Origin of the sequence: Paenibacillus sp. FSL H7-0943, from assembly GCF_037963265.1 — a bacterium.
GTDB lineage: Bacteria > Bacillota > Bacilli > Paenibacillales > Paenibacillaceae > Paenibacillus_AQ > Paenibacillus_AQ odorifer.
In genome coordinates this window covers 778,141-802,219 of record NZ_CP150148.1, presented here as the reverse complement: position 1 = coordinate 802,219, position 24,079 = coordinate 778,141, and the positions used below count along the sequence as shown (strand labels likewise).

Sequence of the window (24,079 nt, the reverse complement as noted above, 5' to 3'; positions counted from 1 at the left end):
AAGCGGATAAGCAAATTATTACCGTAAACACTCATCCTGCATTAGTGTCTGACGAAGATTTCGAAGCGATTCAAGTACTCATGCGTAAGAAGGGTACGCATAAAAGCAACGGTAAAGAAAGCCTGTTTTCCTATATCGTTGTTTGTCCTGCTTGTGGTAGCGGAATGCACTTCAAGCCCGATAGACGACGTAAAGGGGCGTATGTTTGCGGCGGATACGTTAAATATACATCTAGTTACTGCTCGTCGCATATTATCGCAGAAAAAGAATTACTACAAGCAGTTAAGGACGACCTAGCGGCGTTGGTTAGGGATAACGTAAGTATGGATAGGCTATACGGTATTGCCGAGGAAAAAGCTAATTCGGTACACACTAATACCAAAAAGGAATTGGCGCGTATTGACAAAGAATTAGCCGAAATGGATAAACGCTTTGACAAGCTGTTAAGTCTACACGTTGATGATAAGATTACGTCAGAGCAATTCAAGCAACAAAACGAACGAATAGTAAAGCAACAACAAGAATTATCGAATAGAAAAGCTGAACTAATTGTATTGTTTGAAGCAAGGCAAGACCTCACCGAACAATTACAAGTTTTCAAAAAAGAAATAGAACGGTTCTCGACCCTCGACATTAGCGATGTACAGGTCGTGAAACACGTTCTAAAAAGGTTAATACAGAAAATTGAAGTATTCGAGGGCGAAAAGATTAAAATTCACTATAATCTCTCTAACCCTCTTCCACAGAACTAAGATACAGTTTAATCGGCTGTGTCTTTTCTTTCAAGTCTTACTGTACACTCCACATGTGTAGAGTAAGCAGAGTCAACACATACATTATTTCAAAATTTGGGTTGCCTAAACCGAGTTGTCATGTATAAACAGTATTGGGAAGCAAGTAAACTCATAACTTACTTCTGTTGATTTCTTGCTCCTGGAGCAAATTCATCCCGACACCATTTGATAAAATTACCTGAGTGAAGGAGATAGGTCTTAGCAGTATTTTCGGCAATTAAGCCACTGCTCAATTTGTCGGACACTTCCTTCTCATATTCTTCAAATAATAGTTCCAGTCGCTTTATAACATCCGCTGGCGCTTTCATAAATTTTCCTCCATAGCATCGCTTTCTCGATTCTCCGTAATACATTTCAAGCCAATTAAAATAAATCAATGGCATCCTATTCTGACATGTTCCATTCAACGTTTGCCACATGAGCAGTGAGATTTCTAAATGTTCCAAACAATCCTTTGGTAAAGCTAACGAAACCTTTTTTCTCACTTATTTCTGACTCACTCCGATATTGATTAATCTTAAGCAGCGGAAAAGTTATAGATCCTAAAAAAGACTGCTTCCATTAAAATATCCAGCATAATGAGCAGTTAAACATCTATTTCACGGAAACTCATGATATCCTTTGTCGGAACGCTGAATGTGTCCTTTAAACGTATTATCGGGTTATCGTAATCACTCAACTGACCGAATAACTGTTTACTGAAGTAGTTGATTATATATCTGTAAATACGAAATATCTTCTGTTTGTTGTTCAGTCGGTCATTATAATCAAATATTACCTTTGATATATCTGCTTTAAAATTGACACTGAATATTTTACGCTGTTGTCGCCATTCAGAAAGAATGTCTGTCCTGCAGAGTACTCTGCACATATCTTGCATTATTTCTGGTCCGTATAATATATGCTTAACATCCGAATGCTCATGTATCCCTTCACTAAAGAGAAATCCATTAACACACTTATCTTGAGAGACATTTTTTGAGCCAGCAAATCTCCGCTTAATCATACCGACAGAATGCTTGTTATCATCATTACAATAATCATCCCAATTTACGAGTACTTTATTATAGTAAGTTTGCAATTTCCCTTGATTCTCTTTAAACTCTAGGCCGTTGCTTTGTAAGAACTCTTTCAAACATGTCTCATTTACCAGCGCATCAACAAGATTGTAAAGTGGCTCTCCATCTGGATTATTAACACCGATTCTAGTTGTCAAGTGATTAATAGAGACTTGTTCAAAGATGACTTCATTAAAGCTGAGCTTTAATTGCCCTCTTTTCCCAGCCACATATCCAAAAAAATGATTAATATCCACATTTGAAACTTCTGAGACATCCCTCAAGATTCGCATGTTTGATGTAAAGTATTTCCTCACATCAACTGCAGGAATAGTCAAAATATCCGCTAATGAAAAAATAAGCTTAGCATCATCCGTTGTATCTAAAAGCTTTGTCATAAAACTTCACCTTAAGTTTATATTTAAATTTGTTATTATCGTTAATTTTAGATATCTCGTCAGTACAAAAAGCAAGAGGTGGACCTAAAAGGAATAGGTTCCACTCCGTAAGATTACTCGACATCATCCGAAGTATAGACATGACCGCATTTTGTGCATGTGAATACTTGATCTCCAATGCCTTGAGTTGTTACTTTCTTATCGACTTCGTGACACGTCGGACACGAAATATGAGTGTAATGGCTAGGGCAGTTAGGGTTCTCACAATAATATTCTGCTTGTGACCCTACACCACCGATATTCGTCTTAGTTCTTCCGCAACTGGTACATTTCATTCAAACGACCTCCCTTAGAAGAGCATCATGTTTCCACCTGTAGATATTCACCAAAGGCGTTTATTATTCCTGCTTAAAAATCAAGAATCGACAATAATTTGAAGTCGCAAGGCCCCCCCTTAAACTTCATGCCAATAGCCAGAATGCATTACTTGTTGATCTTCCTTATACCTGGCTCAAAATCGTTATTAGACCATTGAATAAACGTGGATGCATGCCGGAGGAACGTTTTGGCGGTCTTTTCTTCAAGTTTACCGTCATTCATCTTCTTTGTGACCTCTTGCTCATATAACCCTTCCCCCTATAAGTATTAAGACCATTATATTAGAAAGGGAAATTTCTTATAAGTAATTGGTGATTATGACTGGAGTATTGTGAGTCGGAGATTGTGATCAAGAATATCATCGTAACAAATAACCAGTTTGTCGGAACTCATTAAGCATCTGATTTAAAGCTTTCCCAATGTGGAGACGAGTCACAATTTGTTTCCGCTCAAGGTTATTACTTGCTTCAACCCAAGAATACCCGCCTTCCAGTGATTTTAACTTATCCAGAAAAACTTCCTTATTAATTTGAACATACCCCATAAAAGTGTCCTTCTCTAAAGTGTCCTCGAATAGCAGTACGACCTCAAAGAATCTCCGCCGCGCATACCCCTCTTCAAAGCTAACTTCGTCATATATGAACTCATTCAATTTATAGTGTGGACTATCTTTTGTAAAATACTTCATGGCGAATTCAGGATTAGACTTGTACTCACTAAAAGTGAAAAATCCCCATTCAGGAACAGGAGTACTATACTGAGCGCTGTCAAGAACTGCAACTTGTCTACCATAGAGTTGAGTACCAAAATATTTGACACTTAACATTTGATACATAGTTGATGAATTGGTCATCGCATAAGCATAAAACTCCGACCGAGCTTCTCGACTGTCCTCTTCAAATTCCAACGTGATTGTTAATTCTGGATTAAAGATATTGTAGTAAGTATCTTCATCTTTCGTCCATTCTTCTTTATTCTCAAGCCGTTTAATGATCTGCTCGAAGGGAGATCTGGTCAGTAAAAAGCGCTTCTTCCACAAGTACTCGATATTATTGATATCAGCACTTTTATCGATATCGGTATTTGTGTCACCAACTCGGGTGTAAATATGGTTGGCGCGAACTCTTCTTCCTACGTTGGGAAAGTCCTCGGTCAAAAAATAGGGCGTGTCGGTGCTGTTCTTAATTATCAAGACATCAACTTCACGGTTTGAAACCATTAATGTCCGCATTTCAACTCGAGGACGAATACCAGTTACAAACTTTTTACTTTTCAAAAAATCAATCATCTGCTGCTGATTCCTTCGATTTTCATTGTCCTCAACTCCAACTACTTCGAAGGTTTTGTCGGCAATACCAAAGATGATGTAGGCATCCCTATCAACTCGGTTGTTTGCCATGCAGATAATATCGTGTAATAGGTCTGCTGTATTGGAATGAAACTTCTCCTTGAAGTCCCAAAAATCGTCTTCTCGCCTAGAATCAATTAACTCCAGAATTTTTTTCTCCAGTTCGAAATTCCTCAAAAGTTGTCACTTCCTTTTTTTAAAAAAGCTACAAGTCTTATTGCAATGATAGCATCCTCTTTGCAGCTTACCTTCACTGAACACTTTTCTCAATTCTGCGCAGAACATATGATGCTAAAGTAAACAAGTCTATAGCATCCTCCTCAGACATACTCCATTCTATTTTAGCAGAGTGCGCTGTAGGATTTCTAAAGGTTCCAAACAATCCCTTGGTCAGACTGACGAATCCTTTCTGCTCACTAATCTCAGATTCAGTCTTATACCCATTAATTTTGATTAAAGGATCACTTCCCGTAAATGCTTCATCAACAAGTTTTGCTCCATCACTCAGCAAACCAGTTTTATCCCTTATCATAGAAGCAATACTCTTCGTAGCTTCCAAGACTGCGTGAAAGTAGTTGTTTTGAAGCAATTCAGGTTTACAATACTTAAGGAGGTGTGGATGCAGTTTTCGAGTTGCTATTTTTTCTGATAGTCTTGACACTCTAATTTCCGCTTCGCTAAGAGTGTTTGCTACCTTCACCTTGTGAAACTTCCCATCTTCCTTATACTCTAGTCCCCGAAAAATTAATATTTTGTTCATCTGCTCCAGTAAATCAAGATATACGTCTAATTGACCCACGTATCGGCTTGGAGCTAGAGCTTTCGTAATGAAGGATAACACACAGTTTCCCGATTGAGTCTCATTCTGCCTGTTCGCGAGAGCATTATACAATCTTTTCCACTTCGTCATAAGTGGATCAATATCCTTATATTTCAATGCCTCCAAGTAGTGCTCAATTTGAGATCCAGTAATGCCGTTGTTGGTATCGGCAATTATCCGACATAACGCTTCCAGTTCTACATCTTTAAATGATCTCAAGTTAATACTCACCATAATTTCCACCTCATTCCTTCATTCTATTCAACCGAATAGATGCTAATCTTAGACTTATCCATTCTAGTGGTAAAGGTAACTTACTTTTTCATGATTAATACTCTCTCAAAATGTATATAGCTTTGCTTGGTAACATCGAACAAATAAACATTCGTAGGATAATGAAGATTTTCATTATCTTCTGAAAGAACAAGCTGAGTAGGTGATAATGAATATAGGACATGCAGGTACCTTTTATCTACATCCTCTGGAGTTGGTGAAACCACATACCCCCAATGTCTCTTCATATATCCCAATAAATATGTCATCGCCTTTACAAGAACACACGTTAGTACAAAAAACTGAACTATACAGTATAGTATGTCTCCTGCAAATTCTACTTTAGTCTTTCCTGAAGTGAAAAATGTGTCGCTAAGAACCATTGAGTATATTACAATGTTTAGAAATACAACAACGAAAATCAACCGAAGAACTTTCTTCTCAGAAATATTGTAAGGTAAGCCGCTCTTCTTCTCCTTGAAATATTTCATCAAGCAAACAATACTTACTATGATAAGTCCAATCAAATAAAAAACTGCCAGAATCCCAGAAACAGCTTCGGTATACTTATAACTTTTCACCTGAAAATAAAGCGCACCTAAAATCATCCCATATATTATAAAAAGTACAATCAGAAGGATGAAGATGCAAAGAGTCTGCAAAGCCTTCTGGTGTTTAGGAACAAATAGCTTATCAAATTTACTTGAGGTTAAAGTCTTAAAAACGAAGTTTATTGCAAAGATAAGAGTACTGCTCAGTAATAACTTCAGAAAAAAGTCCATGTCGATCTCCTTTTTAACTCTATAATTAATTTATTACTTTTCCTTGCGAATACCTTTAAACTTCCCACCAGAAGTTTTCTGATCCATGATACGTCCAGTGCCTGGATCACGTTTTGCCCAGTTCCCGTTAGGAATTTGAAATTGGGTACGTTGTTTAACTGCACCCTTACGAAATCCGCTACCTGTATTTTTAGCCATGTTATTTCCACCCTTCTCATCTAAATTCTTATGATTTGTCTGCTACGAAACAGTGGTGCTCATTATTCTCCTACTTACTCTCCTTCTCCGCTTTCTTTTTTTCAAGATATGCTTGATGCTGCTCTTCCGAAACTTCAAAACAAATTGCTTTAAGACCCAACTGTGCTGCTGTTACAATGGTTCCGTCTTTTCGGCGAATAGACTTCCGACAAATTAAAATTTCTCTTCTCTCCCTTAGTTTTATATTTTGTAATATCCACACTTGAGCATTTTTCCGAAAAAAGTTTATTTCAGGTATACACTCTAAATTTTTAATGAGGATTAAGATACCTTCTATCTAGTCTAGTCCTCTACCGTTTTCAAAATTAAATTTGAAAACGAAATGATAAAAAAGAGTTTGACATAGATTTCAATTCTTATTTTGAAATCCCTCTTTGTTTAAAGGGGACTTCTCCCCTTAGAACAAGCTGCTATATACAAATTGTCTGCCGCCCTCTTCGAGCTGCTCTTCTTGCCGCTGCAACAACCTTTGATCATGAAGCTTAATAAGTTGTGTGCTAACTGAGTTGTTTTTCTTACCAAGCACATCGGCAGCTGTTCTAGCTGTAATTTTCCTATGCTGATAAGCCAATTCCAAAAGATCTTTTGAAGCATCGCCGAGATCACCAATAATCTCTACTGATGTTTCGGTTTGAGCGACCAAAACCACTTCTTCGCCCTGCAAGCTCTTTCGTAAATTGTATAAATGATCTTCTTCTTCATTGAGATTAATTAAATACAAATACTTATTATGGGTTTTGGACTCTTGTAGAATCCATTTCAAAGGCTTAATGATCACTTCATCAATTCCAGACCCATTCATGCCTTCTACTTGCACCATATCATAAACCAAAATTGATCCATATGGAGCTTCTTCGATCTGCTTCATGACCTTCTGGTTCAGCGGAATCATTGATCTTCTTCCGATTAAGCTTACCTTCGTGTCAACAGCAGGAAGTAAGTTAACCTTTAGCATAATGATCCACCACTCTTATTAGATTTGGAGACTCGATTTCAATTCCGGTTTTGAAATCTCCCTCTTCTTAAATTTATAACACCTTAAGAAGGATGTCAACCCCTCACACATTAATTATTATATAATAAAATGTACCTGGGAAATATTTCCCTTTGTCTAATAGCTCTAGCCGATCTTCGTAGATACGATATATACTATCGTGAGTTCTAACATAAAACTCTGCATCTGAAGACCAACCAAAGGCAGTTCTACGCACATTATTAAAACCCTTACCCCTATCCTGTTCAGGCAAACGACTGGCTCTGGTGAAAATAGCCTTTTCAACAATCTTATCATTTGAAGATCCAAAATCAACATGATCTCTAAGAGAGTCAACAATACCACGACCAGTATCAGAAATCGCAATCTCGACTCTGCCGGGTTGAGTGCTCGTTTCTTTATAATACTGTACACATGAATAACATTCAGCATCACTTACTTCATCCGCATGTTCTACGGCATTCTGTGCCAATTCAGTCACAATTTCCGCGATATCTGAGATTCTATTGATATGAAGTCCCTTCCCCTTCATTATCCGTTTTATTGACCGCTCCAAATCTTCAATGTCCCTATCACACCGAGAAATACGTAGCTCGTCAAGTTCTTTTTCCTTACGTTTACGATTTCGGTTATAGTAGTAATCCATATTTATCATTTTCTCAAACGACAGTTTTACATCTTCAGGGCAAGATGTGAGAAAATTCATCCGTTCCATATAACCAACAATGTCGAACTTATCAGATCTAGAGTCATATCTTGGCGGTATAGTTTCTAAAAAATAAAACCGATCCAAATAGTTTAATGTAGACAGGAGAACAGTAAATCCAGCAGGCGTTAGCCACTTCAATTGACCCAAATCAACCTTTAATGGGCCATATTCCATTATTTCATCAAATATATAAGCACAACTGTCCAGCCATGAGTGAATATGATAAATGTTTTTAAATTTCTCAGCGGTTTCTAACAATAGTCGCTTCTCCCAGCCTTTTGATCTGTAATCATTTCCATTTTACTCCCATTCAGTAGATGGGTCAAAGACTTATTTCTTAATTGCTAGTTCTCTACATGTATAGATTAAGTAGAGTCAATACATGCAATAACTATTAAAAAAGATGCATAAACCTCTCAAAGGTTTATGCATCTTTTTGATTGTTAACAATCAGTCTAAGAGTAGGCTCAATTTCCTTAAGTTTAAGTGATCCTTTTTCCATGGTACAAAGCATTTCGATAAACTCCCGCGGTACACCACTCTCATTGATAATTTGTAGCTCATTTTTAAAATTATCTTGGAGCAACATCTTTATACCTTTATTCAACAAAATAGGCTTAGGAACAGGAATCACATCATCTAATGGCTCTTTTGATCTCATCTTATGAATAGACATTTGCTTCAATAAAGAAGTATATCTGCTCTGGTCAATTATCCCAAGCTCTTGAGCTCGATATAACATAGCTGCGATTGATACTTTCCAATATTTTTTCAACTCAATAAAGTGAATCAATTTTGTGGAAGTAACTGTCTTTGCAAATGCCTCTGCTGGTAATAGTAATGCTGATGCGAAGCGATTGGCCTGATTCTCAATGATCTTGAATTCCTCTCTTGAAAGGATATCCTGGTTGTGAATATGATTGTGCATTAAGCGATGGCCAATTTCATGAGCTGCATCAAATTGTCTTCTTGCTGCAGACTCCTTATCATTCCCTAAAAAAATATATGGGCGCCCTTTTCTGGATTGGCAGAACGCATCTACTTTCAAGCTCTCCATATCAATAGAAAAAACAACAATACCGTTTCGTTCCATAAGGTTAACTATATTGTTGATAGGATTTTCTCCAAGTCCCCAAAACTGTCTTACATTCACGGCGAGAATCTCTATAGAATCATCATCCCAATCAGCTTGATCAAATGAAGATAAATCAGGCAAATTCAGTTCGGGGAATTCAATATACTTTTGGAGATAATCATAAATATACCCTGCAAGCTTTGATTTATTATATTGAATTTCCTTATTCTTTTTCGTTGCTGCTGCAGATGCCCTAAAGAAAGTATTACCTATGATATGTTCTTCATAAGTCTTATAGAAAAAACTCTTAGGGAAATCCAACTCCCTTATAATCCCCATCATCGTGCTGGGCTTTGGTTCATTTTCTCCCAGCTCATATTGAGATATGGCTTGCTTAGAAAGGCCTACTCTAGACGCGAGTTCATTAATGCTTAGGCCTCTTACTAAACGAGCCTCTTTAAGCCTAGCAGGGATGAATCTCTGATCTTCATTAATCATATTACTTTCCTACTTTCATACTGACGGATCAGATTTCAGCTTTAGAGGGATATCCTCGTCAGTTTGATGCGCTGTCTCCTTAAACGGTATCATGATATCGTCACTGTATTCATAAACATTAATCGGTGTCACATTGTCCAAACTTTTACTTAATACCATACTCGTAGTATCCTCTAAAAATATCCAATCCGTATGATCAGGCAGTAACGCACCTTCTCTAATTGAACCATCATAAGGATCATATGCAACAATTAAACCAAAGGGGTAACTGTCCGTGCCTAACGGATGAAATGCCCTCTGGTATTGAATGTCAATATCTGGGGAGTCCTCAGGTAAACCTTCCTCAATTAACCTTGGGATGTTTGAGACAGAAAAGTTCATTCTGTAAGTACTCGCACTGTCAAACATGTCTTTTTTAGTTGCTAATGGTAATACAAGAACAGATATATTCCTTAGCTTTTCTCTTAATACTATGTAGGGATGAAATCCCGACTTTTTCATCTCAAATTCAATCTGCAGGTGCGGATGTTCCTTAATAGAATTCATTACCTCAGTGTTAACAAGGTCATAACGGTTTTTGGGAATTGAAGTATCTGTTACTATATCAGAGAATAGTTCTAGGTATAGCTGATGCCTCTTAAATCCTTTTTTAATACCTTCACATATAACTGTTCGTTGCTCCAAGAGAAGCATACATTTTTGATATATTTCAGTACTCATAATTCATCCCTCCCGATTGTCGATGCCCTTAATACTAAGGTATACCAAAAACTATTTTTTGTCTAGTTTTGTATATATTAATTTTATTTTGTAAAGTTACACCTTGTTCATCGGATAATTGTCAACCCATAATGAACAATTATATCTTATTTCACTATCAAAAAGAGCAGGCTGTAACTCACAAAGGAGTTTAACCTGCTCTTAAATATAATCTCTTCGGTTTTTTAATTGCCCTAATAAAGAATCTAAAGGCAAGCTTGGTATCTCAGCAATAATAAAATTATTCTCTATTACGTAGATACAGATGGGGTCATTTATTCATCTCTGCTCTGCATCATTTTTTTAACCCAATTAGTCAGTCTACCTGATTTATTTTCGGCAGCATACCACTTATCGTTAACATTAACAACCGCACACTGATCAGTTAACAAATAAAATGTATTTTTTTCAAAAGTAGTCAGTCTCTTTTTAGAAAGACTCTTAATAAGATCTTCTAGTTTTACGCCTTTTTCATCCAGCCATTTTTTGAAACCAGGTTCCTCTGTATTAAGTTCTTGATGTAAGCAGAGCCAATTAATTATAAACCACTCTATTTCATCAAGTTCCGCAGGCTGCCACTCAAAAAATAAAGGCTCATGATCAAGTCCTTCTTTTGGGATAAAAATATAACTTGTCTCCCAGCCTATTTTATCATCACTCTTTTTAGCCTTAGTCCGCAAAAAGGGATGAAAAGCTTCAAAATCCAGATCTTCGCCTGTTGGCAAAGCTTAGGACCTCATCGGCGAACTCTTCAGTATCATGCGCATATGTTACTAGAACTTTTGGTGGTGCCTTCTCCATTAACCCACTCTCATTTCCGACTCGAATTTTGTAATGAAATCTGTTATTTCAGTAAGAAAATTACTCTCTTTGCTGAATAAATAACTTTTCTATTATAACATGCAGATTAATACAAATTATACTGCCTGATAGTTCGTTTGCCTGATAGTTCGTTTCTAATGCAAACAGCTGTGTAGATCGCTTTAGGGCAGCGAACGGTCGGACACCGGTTACGGGCGCAGAGGCGCGCCGTGCCAGTTGGTCCGCCAGCTGCTGCAGATCACTTTAGGGCAGCGATTACGCTCTCAGTGTCCACAAAAATAATGAAATAAATTTTAAAAATAGTTTCCCGGTGTCTTCTTTTCATTTAGGTTGAATTCCTGTGGATTTTCACATCAATTTTACATCAAGTCTCTTCTCCGCTATCTGTACCACCAACGTTTTTACTCTGTACCATATTGAAAAACCTAAGTAAATAAAAGGATTTCATTTCACTATTCCACCCTTCACCAACATCGCCACCGATTCCACATGCACCGTATGCGGGAACATGTCCACCGGAGTTACCTCCACTGTCTTGTACCCGCCATCTTCGAGCACCCGCAAGTCTCTTGCCAGTGTCGACGGATTACACGACACATACACCACACGCTCCGGCTTCATAGCCAGGATCGTCTCCAAAAGTCGCGGATCGCAACCCTTACGCGGTGGATCGACAACGATAACATCCGCCGTAATCCCCTGCTCTTTCCAGTTAGGGATTACATCCTCAGAGGCACCAACCTCGAACACTACATTCTTCATCTCATTTAACTTCGCATTCGCCCGAGCATCCTCAATTGCCTCAGGCACAATCTCTACTCCATATACCTTGGCTGCATGCTGCGCCAGAAAGAGGGAGATCGTACCGATGCCGCAATAGGCATCGATAACCGTTTCGTTGCCAGTTAGTCCGGCATATTCAACGGTTTTACCGTACAGCACTTCGGTCTGTGCCGGGTTCACTTGATAGAACGAACGCGCTGAGATAGCGAACTGTACATCGCCGATGTAGTCATAGATGACGTCTCTGCCCCACAGGACGCGGGTTTCGCCACCGAAGATGACATTCGTACGCTGAGTGTTGACGTTCTGGCAGATGCTGACTACATCCGGCAGCTGTTCACGGATGCTGCCAAGCCAGGCGTCCAGGTGTGGGATGTCGCGGCCGTTGGTTACAAGAACGACCATCATTTCACCGGTGCGGAAAGCTTTCTTCACGACGACATGACGCAGCAGGCCACGGCCAGTTTCTTCACTATAAGCAGAGATGCCAAGTTCTCTGCCAATGTCTTTCACCTTGCGCACAACGTCATCATTATCTTCGTGCTGGATCAAGCAGGTTTCCATATCGATGATGCGGTGACTTCCCCGTGCGTAGAAGCCGCCCACAAGACCGCCTTCTGTAACCCCAATTGGCACCTGTGCCTTATTGCGGTAACGCCAAGGTTCGTCCATGCCGAGTGTAGGGCGAACAAGAATGCCATCTGTCTGAGCTACTCCAGCGCCATCAGTCGTACCATCCACGATGCCACCATCGTTAGCACTATCTATCTGACTCTCAACAGCTTCATTCTCTTTGCTCTTTCCGCTATCCCCGCCACCACTCACCCGAAGCTTCCCAATCCGCTCCAGGTTGTCCACCACCAGCTGCCGTTTCCACGCCAGCTGAGCAGTGTAGTCCATATGCTGCAGTTGGCAGCCGCCGCATTGGTCATAGATCTCGCAAGGCGCCGCGATGCGGGCGCTGCTCGCTTCTACTATATTCAGCAGTTTGGCGTAGCCATACTGCTTTTTGGTCTTGAGCACCCTTGCCCGGACTTTCTCTCCGGGAAGGGCTCCCTGCACAAAAAGGGTAAAGCCTTCTACGCGGCCTACCCCTTCACCTTCATGGGTCATGCCGATAATATCGAGCATAACCTCATCATTTTTATTCACAGGCAGTCCGGCGACAGGCGTCTTGCCGGCTGGGCGGCTGGTGCTGCGTCCACTGCGGTGTTTACTCATTATTTATAGTTCACTTCTTTCATTATCATCGCTGTATAATCCCACACTCTTGCTTTCAATCAACCTAATTATTCTGAGCAAAAATCCGCAGATGCTGCGGCAAAATCCGAAAACGACCCGGCAGCTCTCCGCCAAGTTCTCCATCCAAGTTCAATTGGACATGCCCTGGAGAGATTACATCCATTGCATCCGTACGGAAATACACAACCTTTTTATCCTGCAAATGCTCGCCACGAAGGGCCAATCTAACCAAACGGACAAACTCTGCCAAGTTGCATTTTTTAACCGCAATAACATCTAACAGACCGTCATCGATTCGAGCGCCGGGAGCAAGCTTTTCAAAGCCGCCAACAGAATTCGTATTTGCAATCAGGAACAGCATAAACTCATCATGAATAACCTCCTGCCCATTGGCACGAATGATTAGTTCCTGAGGAGATAGGCTGACCATTTTTTCAATACCTTTTAAATAGTACGCAAGCTGCCCTATCATGGTCTTCAGCTTACTGGGAACTTCATAGGTCAGTTCGGTTAGACTGCCACCGCCTGCTATATTAATGAAATAACGATCATTGGCTTTACCGATATCAATCGGACGCGACTCTTGACGAAGGATCAAATCAACGGAATCTTCCCAATTCTTCGGGATCCCCATCGCACGTGCAAAATCATTGGTAGTCCCAAGTGGCAATACGCCAAGCGGGGGGAGATTAGGTTTCTCCGCCATACCATTGATAACCTCATTTAAAGTGCCATCCCCACCGGCTGCTATGATTAGATCATAACCGCGCTCTACTGCATCCGCAGCAGCTAACATAGCATCGCCTTCTCCGGTCGTTGCATGGCAGGAGGCTTCAATGCCACCCGTATCCAGCCGGTCCAAAATGTCGGCGAGCCGCTTCTTCATTTCTTCCCGTCCAGAAGTGGGATTATAAATCAATCTCGCAGTTTTCATTACCGGAACGCCACCTGTTTTTTATAATAGAATAACCTAATTGATTATACCTAATTCGGACCACTACAATCAATGTCAGAGGACATTTATCGTAAATATTCCATTATACAACAATTCACGACACCTTATTAGGCAAAAATAACTATATATATGTCTATGCAGCAAATCCCGTATTATCCACGGAAATGGGCACTATTTTTCATGATTAAGTGGGCTAAAAAGGAAACTTTTTAACTCTTTTTTCGAATCTGTTCGAGGAGTGTCTCTACCTGTCTCTCAATCCAATGCGCAAGTAGCGGGTGCGGCAAAAGCGTCTGGCCAGAATACTTATAGGTTAACCCTTTAAGTCTGTTCGGAACCACATGTTTAGTGAAATAACCTTCACTCAAAAAAAGCGGCGCCACCAATACCTCGTGACCCTGCTCCTGCCAATACTCCACTTTGATTCTTACACTGTCCGGATTCAGCAGACCATAATCGGCCGCCGCTACGCCGCTCACCTCACGTACACGTCCTGCCAGTGAAGAGATGCCCTGCTGCCAACGCTGGCGGAAGCCATCATAAATGCTGCCGTGACCTACCAACAGAATCGTCTCACGTTCAGGTTCCGTAGACAGCTTACGGAGCTTGTCCCAGATCATCACAGCGATGTCCGGGTCATCGTCGACAGGATAACCATAGTGAACCTTAGCCTTCACGTGGAACGGCTCTAAATCGGTCTCACGTTCAGGTGCAGGTTTAGCCCCTAGTGCATATTCTATTTCATCGACATGTGTGCTTCCCGAGGAAACGAACAATGGGATCACAATTATATCTGTGACCCCTGCATGTTCCAGTTCATTTATTCCATCTTGAATCAGACGGCCCTCTACCAGCTCTAAAAAAGAGATCACCACTGGCATCTCTTCATCTAGCGATAATTCGCTTACGGCCTCTTCCACGATCGACACCCAAACCTCGTCGCGGGAGCCGTGACTGATAATAAGTACGCCCGGTACCATAAATTAGCGTCCCAAACGTTCCAGCGTTAATTTATAACCATCATTTCCGTAGTTCAGGCAACGTTTTACACGGGAAATAGTAGCTGTACTTGCTCCTGTCTCTGCTTCGATCTGATTGTAGGTCGAACCTTTGCCAAGCATACGCGCTACTTCCAGTCGTTGCGACAGCGATTGAATCTCGTTCACGGTGCACAAATCATCAAAGAAAACATAACATTCTTCCATATTCTTTAATGTTAAAATGGCTTCAAATAATTGGTCTATACTTTTATCATTTAACTTCTTAAGTTGCATCAATTTTTCATCCCCTAAAAGTTCTATCAGCATTAGTTTCTCTGATTAAGCTCCGTACAAAACTAGCTCCGGAAACATCAACCTAATGTCACTATCCTGCCTTTACTATATTGCACTGGAGCGCATTTTTCAAGCATTAACGATTTCACGCTGTAAAGAACGAAAATGATGGACAAACGTCCACCCCACGCGCACACCATTTATGTACCCCAATACAAGTATTTTTCTCTACATAAGAATTATCGCCTACACTATAGTACTACAAAAGCGCCGAAAATCAAGCTCGTACACGGTTTCTTCACTACTTTAACCTGTTTATAGGCATACGCCCTTTTCCGCTCCTATCCCTATTACCCGGGCATTCGTCTATACCGTATGTTCGCCCATGACATACAGTATAGCAGACCACTAACAAAGGAATGTGATATTATGCCTGATCATTACTATAATCATTCCCGCCGGAATCAGCGTTCACTGAGCGATTCGTATAATGCCTCTGCCTACCCCGGCCTCAGTTCATATGCGCCCTCAGCTCTCCCAGGTGAGACCGGAATCCTTCCTGCTTTAGGAGCAGAAGCTGCCACCGAAACTGCACTAGCGCTCCCTGCAGCTGAAGCTGCAACAAAGGCAAGCGGCGGGCTTGCCGGACTGCTCAGCGGCTTAGGCGGCGGTGGCGGAATTGGTGGGAATATGGAGCAAATCAAAGGTATCATCGATCGTATGGGCGGCATTGACGGGATCGTAAACTCTATGGGTAAAGTACAAAAGGTGATGTCCGGCTTCCAGCAGATGGCTCCAATGGTTAAGCTGTTCATGGGTAGCTTCGGTAAAAACAAAGGCGCAGCAGGCGCACTAGCCGCCGAAGAGGATGCTGCCCTGTACAGTCCTAATCGCCGCAAAAAAAAGCGCTCCACCTCACCCCGTCGCAAATCTACTACAACTACTCGCCGACGCTCTACTTCTTCCACCGGAAAACGTCGCCGCAAATAGCGGTGACGTTTTCTAGCTATGTATCAGAAAAACAGCAATTCTCGCAGGAAAGAGATTTGCTGTTAGCGCTTCTGCTCTATTTTTACTTAAACCAGCCACTCCGTCGAAACCATCGGAACATCCCAAAACCAACCACCAGCATAAACAACAACACGGCAAAATAACCATACTTCCACTCTAGTTCAGGCATCTTCACAAAGTTCATTCCGTAGATCCCGGCGATAAGCGTCAGCGGCATGAATACCGTCGTGATTACCGTTAGTGTTTTCATAATCGAATTCATCCGGTTGGAATTGAGTGAAATGTAGCTGTCACGCAAATCCGCTGTCATTTCCCGATCAGCCTCAATCATATCGGAGAGCTTTAGCAGATGGTCATAAATATCGCCAAAATAAATCCGTTCCTCGCCATTGCTCTGGACATGCTGTGAATTCACGATCCGGTACATCAAATCGCGCATCGGCACAATCGTCCGCCGCATTTTGAGGAGTCTTCCGCGCACGCCAAACACCTGGCTCATCAATTCCTCCACCGACTCACTGCTGCCGCTGCTCTCCAGATCCGCAAGCTCGTCCTCTAAACTGTAGAGACATGGAAAATACTTGTCCACCAGCTTGTCCATCACCGTATATGCAGCTGCCATCGGCCCACCCGACCAGCCTTTTCGACTATGTATTTCGCTCTTCACCTGTTCCCACGCTTCATTCATCTCTGCTTTTTCCTGATGGTGATAGGAGACAAGAAAGTTCGCGCTTAAAAATAGGTCAACCTCCTCAGCATCCAACGTCCGCTCATTCAGCGCATGCAGCACAAAAAACTGCACATTCTCATAATGATCCAGCTTCGGCCGCTGCAACACATGCATACAGTCCTCTATCGCTAAGGGGTGAAAATGAAAATATTGATCCAGCAAAAGCGTTTCTTCTGGCGTAGGCGTAGCAAAATCTGCCCATATCCAAGCATAATCCTCCAGCCGGATATTTTGCAGAGGGATCTCTGTCAGCACCTCACCTTTATGTGTGACAACAAGTGTACGTATCATAAATGTTCCTCCGCTTCATCTTCTTCCACGCCTCTATTGTACAGCAAGAAGACAACTCTTCCAAAAAGCAAAAAACATAGCCAGCAGCACCGCTCAAGCTAGACTAAGAAACATTTGGTGCTTCGTCGTTCGTTAATGCTCGATTCATTTGTGTAAGGTTGGTTGCGCTGGGGGCGAGCTGTCCTTATTCTCTGCTGTCGGTATCGGGTTTATGAGTGAGATGAATTCATAGCTGTGAATTACTATCGCTATTTTTACTAATTAGTTGGTGAAAAGGTGCTCATAAGGGATAGTAAACAACCCTTCGATCGTAAGCAGACTGACCTTGATTTCGCAAAAGGTTGAGTCCATCGCCTCGCGTTCATTTAACGTAAGTAACATATGGTTTACTTTGGGCTGGTAGTGACCGTGGGATAGGGATGCAATTCTTGACTGTAAAGTTGAGTGCAAGTGGGAATTGTGAATATAGTGATGCTCATGGACGGCAGAAAAGCAGGGAGAAAGAGAATAGGGTTGGGTTGGGTTGGGTTGGGTTGGGTTGGGTTGGGTTGGGTTGGGTTGGGTTGGGTTGGGTTGGGTTGGGTTGGGTTGGGTTGGGTTGGGTTGGGTTGGGTTGGGTTGGGTTGGGTTGGACTAGTTACTTTGCGCAAGATTGGACTGTGGTGCGGTGGATTCCGTTGGAATGTGTTACGTCGGACTGGGCTGAGTTATTTTGTGCCAGGTTACGTTACGATGGACTGGATTAAGGTGCGCTGGATTCCATTAAAATATGGTAAATTGGGCTAGGTTACTTTGTGCAGGGGCTGGACTTCGGTGCGCTGGATTCTGCTGAAATGAGACAAGTTGGACAGTGCTGATTTAATTTGGGCTAGGTTACGTTACGATGGACTGGATTTAGGTGCGCTGGGTTCCCTTGAAATGTGTTAAGTTGGGCTGCATTGATTTAGTTTGATCTAGGTTACGTTACGATAGACTGGATTAAGGCGCGCTAGATTCTGCTGAAATGTGTTACGTGGGGCTTTGCTGAGTTAATTTGGGCTAGGTTACTTTGTGCAGGGCTGGACTTCGGTGCGCTGGATTCTGCTGAAATGAGGTGAATTGGGCTGCGTTGAGTTAGTTGGATCTAGGTTACTTTACGATGGACTGGATTAGGGTCGCTGGGTTCCCTTGAAATGTGTTACGCGGGGCTGGACTGAGTTAATTTGGGCTAGGTTACTTTGTGCAGGGCTGGACTTCGGTGCGCTGGATTCTGCTGAAATGAGGTAAATTGGGCTGCATTGATTTAGTTTGATCTAGGTTACGTTACGATAGACTGGATTAAGGCGCGCTGGGTTCCCTTGAAATGTGTTTAGTTGGGCTGGTCCACCTTCATACAAGTCAGGTTCCATCGTTCTAAGACATATATGCCCTTCCTTTTACTTCTTCGACCCTATTCTACTAATTCTAAGGCATTTATGCCTTTATTTTTGCTTCTTCGACGTTAGTTCACCAATTCTAAGGCATTTATGCCTTTCTTTCTGCTTCTTCGACGAAGTGTCTCCAATTCTAGGGCAATTATGCTCTTCTTTTTATCACCATCCTCGAATTTCGTAAATTCTACGGGATATATACCGTACATTCCCCATCCATCGCCAAACTTCGTCATTTCTACGGGATTTATACCGTACATTCCGCCTCCATCGCCAAACTTCGTCACTTCTACGGGATTTATACCGTACATTCCCCCTCCGACGCCAAACTTCGTCACTTCTACGGGATTTATACCGTACATTCCCCCTCCAGCGCCAAACTTCGTCATTTCTACGGGATTTATACCGTACTTTCTCCCTCCAACGCCGAATTCAGACATTTCTACGGGATTTATACCGTACATTCTTCACTCTCCTCATGTCCAAACAACAAAAAAAGATGTCCGCAGCCCAATGGCTAACTGACATCTTTATTAAAGGGTGTTTAAAAAATGATTTTGAAAATCAGACCTGCTAATACCGCACTGATTGGAATCGTGATGAACCAAGTGACCACAATACGTCCGGCTACTCCCCATTTCACTGCAGAGAAACGTTTGGCAGAGCCTACCCCAAGGATCGCTGATGTGATCGCATGCGTTGAGCTTACTGGCAAATGCAGCAGCGTTGCTGAGAAAATAACAGATGCCGCGGAAATATCAGCCGCGAAACCGTTAATAGGTTCGATTTTAAAAATCTTCGTACCCATAGTCTTAATAATCTTCCAACCGCCAATGGAGGTACCGAGCGCCATAGCCGTAGCTGCAGCTATCTTAACCCACAAAGGGATAACATCCATAGTTTCTTGACGTCCTGAGGTAACGAGTGCAAAAGTAATGATCCCCATCGCTTTTTGCGCATCATTCGTACCATGTGTGAACGACTGTAACGCTGCCGTAAGGACCTGCATAGAGCGGAAGCCCTTGTTGACCGTATGTGGACTACGCTTGGCAAAGATCCATTTCAGGATGGTCATGATAATATAACCGATAACAAACGCAATGATTGGGGAGAAAATCAGTCCTTCGACAATTTCCACAAACCCGCCCCAATTGATGTGTGCTGAGCCTGCCCCCACGTATACTGCACCCGCTAAAGCGCCGATCAGTGCATGAGACGATGAGGATGGAATCCCGAGCCACCAAGTGATCAAATTCCAAATAATCGAAGCAATCAGCGTGGCTATTATGATATCCAACCCATTTTCAAGCAAGGTCGGGTCGGTGATACTTCCGCCGATTTTTTTGGCCACACCTGTAAACATCAAGGCCCCAACAAAGTTCATCAGTGCTGCCATAATAATTGCTGTTCGCGGTTTTAAGGCACGTGTTGAGACAGAGGTAGCAATTGCGTTGGCCGTATCATGGAATCCATTGATAAAGTCAAACGCAAGCGCGAGAAATATAACAATTCCAAGAATCCATATAGATGTTTCCATATTCTAGTACCCCTTATGAGTTGCGCATGATGATCGATTCCAACATGTTGGCTACATCTTCACATTTGTCTGTAGTGGTCTCGAGCCGCTCATACAGTTCCTTGCGTTTAATCAGCTCAATCGGGTCTTTTACAGTTTCGAACAGGACCTTAGTACAAATACGAAGCACTTCGTCCCCTTGATTCTCAAGGTCATTCAGACGGATTGTATATTCACGAATCGCAAGCAGCTTCTTCTGGGAGAGCAAATGAACCGCTTTTTGGATTTCATAAGCACACTGACGAAGGATTTCGGCGAATTGTACAATGTATTCATCCGGGTCAAGAAGGTTGTACATATAGAAACGTGAGGCGGATGCCTCCAGACCATCGATGACATCATCCATGCTTGTGATCAAGTCCATAATGTCGTCACGTTCAAGCGGCGTAATAAACGTCTTGTTCAATTCTTTGATGACGGTGTGCGTGTAAGTATCACATTGGGATTCGTACTTTTTCATCTCTGCAGCGAAATTATCGACATTATTCCGGAGATCAGTGATATTCTGAGCAAAGTAATCTGCAGCTTGGACAATAGTATCGGCCATATTTTCCAGCGTCTCAAAGAATATGTCCTTTTTTCTCAACTTCATTGTTTTAAACCCCTTTACATAAAATTACCGTGAATACAGAGCCATTCATATGTAAAAAGCATGAAAATGAATGACAACCCTTGTTATCTTATCATATCCGTACAAGGTATAGAAGCTATAGAAATGAACTTTTTTACACTCTATTAACACATACCCATTATTCCGAACACAAATCTGTATAACACTGGATATTCCGACTTTCTTATGTTGTACCATCCGCCCCGCCATATACCACATGACTGCTAAATGAAGGTGCATTAGGGACCACCAAAATATGGGTAATTCCTGGATACATCAGCTCTTCTTTTCCATCCCTCACAAAGCGGATCACATCCCCTGGTTCACGCGACCATCTGCCTTTGGTGACCTGTCCCCGCTGAAAAAGCAACGCTTCCCCGCCAAGCTCCACATCAATCTGAAGTCTTCCGACATCATCAAGCACTTTATGATCGGCTCCAATAACCATCACATTGGCCGCTTCCACCGGATTATCGTTATTTAGATCCAAATGAGGTTTGTCATTCACATAACGCTGATAGGTCTGACGTTTAGGATCATATTTATAGTCAACTTTATAACTTTTGAGCAGATAGTTTATGCTAAATTCAGCGGCTTTCTCTCCGTCCGCCGGTATGTAATCTGGATTGTTAAAAAGATACCCGGGTACCTTCACACTTTGCGCAAACCCAAGCTTCTCGGCACCTTCCCGCAGTTTGGCTGCGTTGCTGTACAGGTTATGAGGTGCTTTTCGCGCTTTATCCCGCCAAAAATAAGCTCCGGCACGGCCGATCTCGTCCATATCTTCTTTTTTCTCTTTTTGCAAAATGGCGTAAGCTGCCGGACTTCCTCCTGCATGCACCGTCACACCACCGTAGCTCTCGCCAATATCCAGCAGATAGGGGCGGATGCTGCGAATCGGTCCGATTTTCACCACACCTGTATGGCTCTGAAAAATACCAATCAAACGCGTAATACCACCTTCGGCAAGAATCTCATACAAAATATCTGCTTCACTAACCCCCGATTGCGGCCGGGCGGCAGGAGCATTATTTATCATTACGGCCAAGGGACGTGGAAGACTGTCTTCAGAAACTGGAAGACCTGTTAATCCGGATACGAGCTCAGCAGCGGGATCAATGGTAGGTGAGGGTTGAATCGTTTCGATAGGCGTGGGCTCTGCGGTAGGCTGCTGTGTCGGGGTGATCTCATTATTTGCACTCTGTGTTCCGCAAGCGGAGAGCAATAGGGTGGTCAATACAATGGCAGATAACAGACGGGAAGAAGAGCAATTTACTTTCATAAGCTTGTAGTTCCTCCTAAACGTTTTATGAAACTCACTGATTCCTTCCATTTAATCACAGTCAGTCCCATTTGTCTTGATCACCTTCTCCCTTTTTTCATAGCAAGCATAAGGAAATTTTATAGCATGGAATAGATAAATTCTTATATTAAAAAAAGGGTACAGCCATTGCGGCTGCACCCTGCGGGTCTCTTATTCATTCAGTTAGTCTAGCTTCCAGCAATTCAGACTTAATGTCCCATACTGATAAGCCTGAAAAATCCGCTCTGCCTTCCTGCTGCCATCCGCTGTTCCCATCGCGTAAAAGAGAGGTGCAAAATGCTCTCTTCCATAAGAAGGAACCGCATCGCGTACATGTGGAGCTTTTTTCTCATACGCAAAAAGTGAAGGCAAATCCCAGGCTTCTAGTCCCTTGGCAATCCAGGCATCGAATTCAAGTGCCCAATCCTCAGGCTGCTCACTTTCACTTAGCATCCGCAAATTGTGAACAAGTCCACCGCTTCCAATCAGCAGTATGCCTTCGTCACGAAGCGGTGCTAACATCCGCCCGATATTGTACTGCTCCTTGGGAGAGCGCAGAGAATCGACGGATAAAGCAACTACCGGAATGTCGGCGTTGGGGAACATTTTTTTCAGTATCACCCAGACTCCATGATCGAGTCCTCGCCCCAGAACGGGCTGATGTGATAGATTGTTATCCTTGAAGAGCTCAGAAATCCGTCTTGTTAGGGCCGGATCGCCCGGGGCCGGATAGGTCAGCGTGTAAACTTCTTCAGGGAATCCGTAGAAGTCATGCTGTGTCTCGTGCAGTTCATCAACGGTAAGTAGCTGTTCAGGGCTATCCCAATGCGCTGAGAAAACTACTATACCGCGTGGCGCTTCAAGTTCTTGACCAAGCCGCTCCAGAAAACGGGTATACTCGTTATCCTCCAGTGCGAGGAGCGGAGAACCGTGCGCAATAAAAAATGACGGTAATTTCATAGGATGCCAACCTCCATAACCCAGTATATGGTGTGCATCTTTATTTTACCGCTTATTGCAAGTTAATGCGAATAAAAACCTTCTCCTAAATCATCCAATTCTGCCACTCTGTCTGCAGATGCTCTTGTTCGTTCATCCATTCTATAGTCCGCTTAAGCAGCTGCTGCTGCGCCGGTCCAGAAGAAAAGGTGTGATCCCCTTGAAAAATGATCTCTTTATCGCAACGTCCTTCGGGACGTGTCCAGAACAGCTTCTGGTAAAGAAAAGCGTAATCCACCGGAATGACATCATCAGAGGTGCCATGAATGACGAGTACATCGCCGCTAAATTTGCTCGCTTCTTGGAAGGGCTGAAAAGCCGCCAAAGAATTAAAATATACCGGCGTAAACGAGTAGCCCACATAATCGGCTGATCCATTCTTCACAGCACGATCATACGCCTCCCGCCCTACAATTTTCACAATATCATTGAAAGGATAACCAACAGAGGCCCATAACACGAGATTCTTCACGCGGCGATCGCGAATACTTGTCAGCAACGCCACCGCGCCACCCAGGCTATGGCCAATCAGCGTCACGCGCTGTGGGTCCACATCAGCAGAGCTAATTCCGTAATCAAGCACCGCTCTAGTCTGAGCGATCATCGATTCCATGTCTTCGCCGCCATAATTCCCGCTGCTCTCGCCGCAGCCCACATAATCAAAACGAATAACCATATATCCCTCTTGTGCCAGCTCACGAGCAGCCTTCACAAAAATCCGGTCTACGCCAATACGATTCCCCACAAATCCGTGGCAGATCACGGCTAATGGCAGTCTATCCTTGCAACGCGAAGAGGTTCCCTTCTCTTTGTTCGGGTAATGTATGCTCGCCGTCAATTCTTCTCCGTTATGCCGGATTACAATATTCCGTTCCATTGCCGCATCCTCCTATAATTATATTTATAATTTAATTTATTTTAATTTATTAG

The 24,079-nt window shown here is 42.4% G+C and carries 27 protein-coding genes; 3 read left to right on the top strand and 24 right to left on the bottom strand.

Going from position 1 to position 24,079, the window contains the following annotated elements; genetic code table 11:
• The first annotated feature begins 80 nt into the window (after positions 1-80).
• On the top strand, positions 81-752 hold the full coding sequence (locus NSQ55_RS03545; RefSeq protein ID WP_339171253.1) for a recombinase zinc beta ribbon domain-containing protein: 672 nt from the start codon (positions 81-83) through the stop codon (positions 750-752).
• A gap of 158 nt (positions 753-910) precedes the next feature.
• Here the strand turns inward: NSQ55_RS03545 and NSQ55_RS03540 are convergent, their stop codons facing one another.
• The 17 genes from NSQ55_RS03540 to NSQ55_RS03460 all read right to left on the bottom strand — a co-directional run bounded on the left by NSQ55_RS03540 (position 911) and on the right by NSQ55_RS03460 (position 15,220).
• Complete coding sequence (locus tag NSQ55_RS03540; RefSeq protein ID WP_076282536.1) at positions 911-1,102, bottom strand: hypothetical protein; 192 nt, start codon at positions 1,100-1,102, stop codon at positions 911-913.
• Positions 1,103-1,380: 278 nt separating this feature from the next.
• Positions 1,381-2,250 carry a hypothetical protein gene (locus NSQ55_RS03535; RefSeq protein ID WP_076282535.1) on the bottom strand — a complete coding sequence of 290 codons (870 nt, stop codon included), beginning with the start codon at positions 2,248-2,250 and terminating at the stop codon, positions 1,381-1,383.
• A gap of 113 nt (positions 2,251-2,363) precedes the next feature.
• Positions 2,364-2,585 carry a hypothetical protein gene (locus NSQ55_RS03530; RefSeq protein WP_339171251.1) on the bottom strand — a complete coding sequence of 74 codons (222 nt, stop codon included), beginning with the start codon at positions 2,583-2,585 and terminating at the stop codon, positions 2,364-2,366.
• 401 nt (positions 2,586-2,986) lie between these two features.
• Entirely contained in the window at positions 2,987-4,153 is a 1,167-nt protein-coding gene (locus NSQ55_RS03525) for an ATP-binding protein (RefSeq protein WP_076282534.1), read from the bottom strand.
• Between the two features lie 73 nt (positions 4,154-4,226).
• Entirely contained in the window at positions 4,227-5,015 is a 789-nt protein-coding gene (locus tag NSQ55_RS03520) for a TIGR02391 family protein (RefSeq protein ID WP_339171248.1), read from the bottom strand.
• Between the two features lie 95 nt (positions 5,016-5,110).
• Positions 5,111-5,851: a hypothetical protein gene (locus NSQ55_RS03515; RefSeq protein ID WP_076282532.1), complete on the bottom strand. Its 741-nt coding sequence runs from the start codon at positions 5,849-5,851 to the stop codon at positions 5,111-5,113.
• 33 nt (positions 5,852-5,884) lie between these two features.
• Positions 5,885-6,049 carry a hypothetical protein gene (locus NSQ55_RS03510; RefSeq protein WP_175623616.1) on the bottom strand — a complete coding sequence of 55 codons (165 nt, stop codon included), beginning with the start codon at positions 6,047-6,049 and terminating at the stop codon, positions 5,885-5,887.
• A gap of 70 nt (positions 6,050-6,119) precedes the next feature.
• Positions 6,120-6,311, bottom strand: coding sequence for a hypothetical protein (locus NSQ55_RS03505; RefSeq protein WP_076282531.1), 192 nt, complete (start codon positions 6,309-6,311; stop codon positions 6,120-6,122).
• Positions 6,312-6,506: 195 nt separating this feature from the next.
• A complete protein-coding gene (locus tag NSQ55_RS03500) occupies positions 6,507-7,064 on the bottom strand; it encodes a hypothetical protein (protein ID WP_076282530.1) in 558 nt (185 codons plus the stop codon).
• A gap of 103 nt (positions 7,065-7,167) precedes the next feature.
• Complete coding sequence (locus tag NSQ55_RS03495) at positions 7,168-8,070, bottom strand: ATP-binding protein (protein ID WP_076282529.1); 903 nt, start codon at positions 8,068-8,070, stop codon at positions 7,168-7,170.
• Between the two features lie 166 nt (positions 8,071-8,236).
• A complete protein-coding gene (locus tag NSQ55_RS03490) occupies positions 8,237-9,385 on the bottom strand; it encodes an XRE family transcriptional regulator (RefSeq protein ID WP_076282528.1) in 1,149 nt (382 codons plus the stop codon).
• Between the two features lie 15 nt (positions 9,386-9,400).
• Positions 9,401-10,105 (bottom strand): hypothetical protein, encoded by a 705-nt coding sequence (locus NSQ55_RS03485; RefSeq protein WP_076282527.1) that lies wholly within the window; start codon positions 10,103-10,105, stop codon positions 9,401-9,403.
• Between the two features lie 314 nt (positions 10,106-10,419).
• The gene (locus NSQ55_RS03480; RefSeq protein WP_339171243.1) at positions 10,420-10,869 is read right to left on the bottom strand and encodes a hypothetical protein; all 450 of its coding nucleotides are present in this window, start codon (positions 10,867-10,869) and stop codon (positions 10,420-10,422) included.
• 541 nt (positions 10,870-11,410) lie between these two features.
• Positions 11,411-12,970 (bottom strand): 23S rRNA (uracil(1939)-C(5))-methyltransferase RlmD, encoded by a 1,560-nt coding sequence (gene rlmD, locus NSQ55_RS03475; RefSeq protein WP_339171240.1) that lies wholly within the window; start codon positions 12,968-12,970, stop codon positions 11,411-11,413.
• Between the two features lie 64 nt (positions 12,971-13,034).
• Positions 13,035-13,925: a diacylglycerol kinase gene (locus NSQ55_RS03470; protein WP_036680719.1), complete on the bottom strand. Its 891-nt coding sequence runs from the start codon at positions 13,923-13,925 to the stop codon at positions 13,035-13,037.
• 230 nt (positions 13,926-14,155) lie between these two features.
• Complete coding sequence (locus NSQ55_RS03465; protein ID WP_339171235.1) at positions 14,156-14,926, bottom strand: CbiX/SirB N-terminal domain-containing protein; 771 nt, start codon at positions 14,924-14,926, stop codon at positions 14,156-14,158.
• Between the two features lie 3 nt (positions 14,927-14,929).
• Complete coding sequence (locus NSQ55_RS03460) at positions 14,930-15,220, bottom strand: YerC/YecD family TrpR-related protein (RefSeq protein WP_019913624.1); 291 nt, start codon at positions 15,218-15,220, stop codon at positions 14,930-14,932.
• A 429-nt stretch (positions 15,221-15,649) separates the two neighbouring features.
• Here NSQ55_RS03460 and NSQ55_RS03455 point away from each other — a divergent pair, with 429 nt between their 5' ends.
• On the top strand, positions 15,650-16,210 hold the full coding sequence (locus NSQ55_RS03455; RefSeq protein ID WP_038568686.1) for a hypothetical protein: 561 nt from the start codon (positions 15,650-15,652) through the stop codon (positions 16,208-16,210).
• An 82-nt stretch (positions 16,211-16,292) separates the two neighbouring features.
• Here NSQ55_RS03455 and corA read toward each other — a convergent pair whose 3' ends face one another.
• On the bottom strand, positions 16,293-17,252 hold the full coding sequence (gene corA / locus NSQ55_RS03450; protein WP_076190057.1) for a magnesium/cobalt transporter CorA: 960 nt from the start codon (positions 17,250-17,252) through the stop codon (positions 16,293-16,295).
• A gap of 459 nt (positions 17,253-17,711) precedes the next feature.
• Between corA and NSQ55_RS03445 the strand changes: the two genes are divergently transcribed.
• Complete coding sequence (locus NSQ55_RS03445; protein ID WP_339171228.1) at positions 17,712-18,038, top strand: hypothetical protein; 327 nt, start codon at positions 17,712-17,714, stop codon at positions 18,036-18,038.
• A 694-nt stretch (positions 18,039-18,732) separates the two neighbouring features.
• Here the strand turns inward: NSQ55_RS03445 and NSQ55_RS03440 are convergent.
• From NSQ55_RS03440 to NSQ55_RS03415, 6 genes are all read right to left on the bottom strand, one after another.
• Complete coding sequence (locus tag NSQ55_RS03440; protein WP_339171225.1) at positions 18,733-19,125, bottom strand: hypothetical protein; 393 nt, start codon at positions 19,123-19,125, stop codon at positions 18,733-18,735.
• A gap of 80 nt (positions 19,126-19,205) precedes the next feature.
• The gene (locus NSQ55_RS03435) at positions 19,206-20,198 is read right to left on the bottom strand and encodes an inorganic phosphate transporter (protein WP_036686873.1); all 993 of its coding nucleotides are present in this window, start codon (positions 20,196-20,198) and stop codon (positions 19,206-19,208) included.
• Positions 20,199-20,211: 13 nt separating this feature from the next.
• Positions 20,212-20,829 carry a DUF47 family protein gene (locus NSQ55_RS03430; RefSeq protein WP_036686871.1) on the bottom strand — a complete coding sequence of 206 codons (618 nt, stop codon included), beginning with the start codon at positions 20,827-20,829 and terminating at the stop codon, positions 20,212-20,214.
• Between the two features lie 202 nt (positions 20,830-21,031).
• Positions 21,032-22,129 carry a DUF3048 domain-containing protein gene (locus tag NSQ55_RS03425; protein WP_076104156.1) on the bottom strand — a complete coding sequence of 366 codons (1,098 nt, stop codon included), beginning with the start codon at positions 22,127-22,129 and terminating at the stop codon, positions 21,032-21,034.
• Positions 22,130-22,333: 204 nt separating this feature from the next.
• A complete protein-coding gene (locus tag NSQ55_RS03420) occupies positions 22,334-23,110 on the bottom strand; it encodes a class III extradiol ring-cleavage dioxygenase (protein WP_038568677.1) in 777 nt (258 codons plus the stop codon).
• 85 nt (positions 23,111-23,195) lie between these two features.
• On the bottom strand, positions 23,196-24,026 hold the full coding sequence (locus NSQ55_RS03415) for an alpha/beta fold hydrolase (RefSeq protein WP_076195105.1): 831 nt from the start codon (positions 24,024-24,026) through the stop codon (positions 23,196-23,198).
• Positions 24,027-24,079 lie beyond the last annotated feature (53 nt).

Excerpts from the sequence above, each read along its gene's own strand:
- NSQ55_RS03545 (WP_339171253.1), top strand. The coding sequence starts at position 81 with ATGCGTAAGAAGGGTACGCATAAAAGCAACGGTAAAGAAAGCCTGTTT.
- NSQ55_RS03540 (WP_076282536.1), bottom strand. The coding sequence starts at position 1,102 with ATGAAAGCGCCAGCGGATGTTATAAAGCGACTGGAACTATTATTTGAA.
- NSQ55_RS03535 (WP_076282535.1), bottom strand. The coding sequence starts at position 2,250 with ATGACAAAGCTTTTAGATACAACGGATGATGCTAAGCTTATTTTTTCA.
- NSQ55_RS03530 (WP_339171251.1), bottom strand. The coding sequence starts at position 2,585 with ATGAAATGTACCAGTTGCGGAAGAACTAAGACGAATATCGGTGGTGTA.
- NSQ55_RS03515 (WP_076282532.1), bottom strand. The coding sequence starts at position 5,851 with ATGGACTTTTTTCTGAAGTTATTACTGAGCAGTACTCTTATCTTTGCA.
- NSQ55_RS03510 (WP_175623616.1), bottom strand. The coding sequence starts at position 6,049 with ATGGCTAAAAATACAGGTAGCGGATTTCGTAAGGGTGCAGTTAAACAA.
- NSQ55_RS03500 (WP_076282530.1), bottom strand. The coding sequence starts at position 7,064 with ATGCTAAAGGTTAACTTACTTCCTGCTGTTGACACGAAGGTAAGCTTA.
- NSQ55_RS03490 (WP_076282528.1), bottom strand. The coding sequence starts at position 9,385 with ATGATTAATGAAGATCAGAGATTCATCCCTGCTAGGCTTAAAGAGGCT.
- NSQ55_RS03485 (WP_076282527.1), bottom strand. The coding sequence starts at position 10,105 with ATGAGTACTGAAATATATCAAAAATGTATGCTTCTCTTGGAGCAACGA.
- rlmD (WP_339171240.1), bottom strand. The coding sequence starts at position 12,970 with ATGAGTAAACACCGCAGTGGACGCAGCACCAGCCGCCCAGCCGGCAAG.
- NSQ55_RS03470 (WP_036680719.1), bottom strand. The coding sequence starts at position 13,925 with ATGAAAACTGCGAGATTGATTTATAATCCCACTTCTGGACGGGAAGAA.
- NSQ55_RS03465 (WP_339171235.1), bottom strand. The coding sequence starts at position 14,926 with ATGGTACCGGGCGTACTTATTATCAGTCACGGCTCCCGCGACGAGGTT.
- NSQ55_RS03460 (WP_019913624.1), bottom strand. The coding sequence starts at position 15,220 with ATGCAACTTAAGAAGTTAAATGATAAAAGTATAGACCAATTATTTGAA.
- NSQ55_RS03455 (WP_038568686.1), top strand. The coding sequence starts at position 15,650 with ATGCCTGATCATTACTATAATCATTCCCGCCGGAATCAGCGTTCACTG.
- corA (WP_076190057.1), bottom strand. The coding sequence starts at position 17,252 with ATGATACGTACACTTGTTGTCACACATAAAGGTGAGGTGCTGACAGAG.
- NSQ55_RS03440 (WP_339171225.1), bottom strand. The coding sequence starts at position 19,125 with ATGTACGGTATAAATCCCGTAGAAATGTCTGAATTCGGCGTTGGAGGG.
- NSQ55_RS03435 (WP_036686873.1), bottom strand. The coding sequence starts at position 20,198 with ATGGAAACATCTATATGGATTCTTGGAATTGTTATATTTCTCGCGCTT.
- NSQ55_RS03430 (WP_036686871.1), bottom strand. The coding sequence starts at position 20,829 with ATGAAGTTGAGAAAAAAGGACATATTCTTTGAGACGCTGGAAAATATG.
- NSQ55_RS03425 (WP_076104156.1), bottom strand. The coding sequence starts at position 22,129 with ATGAAAGTAAATTGCTCTTCTTCCCGTCTGTTATCTGCCATTGTATTG.
- NSQ55_RS03420 (WP_038568677.1), bottom strand. The coding sequence starts at position 23,110 with ATGAAATTACCGTCATTTTTTATTGCGCACGGTTCTCCGCTCCTCGCA.
- NSQ55_RS03415 (WP_076195105.1), bottom strand. The coding sequence starts at position 24,026 with ATGGAACGGAATATTGTAATCCGGCATAACGGAGAAGAATTGACGGCG.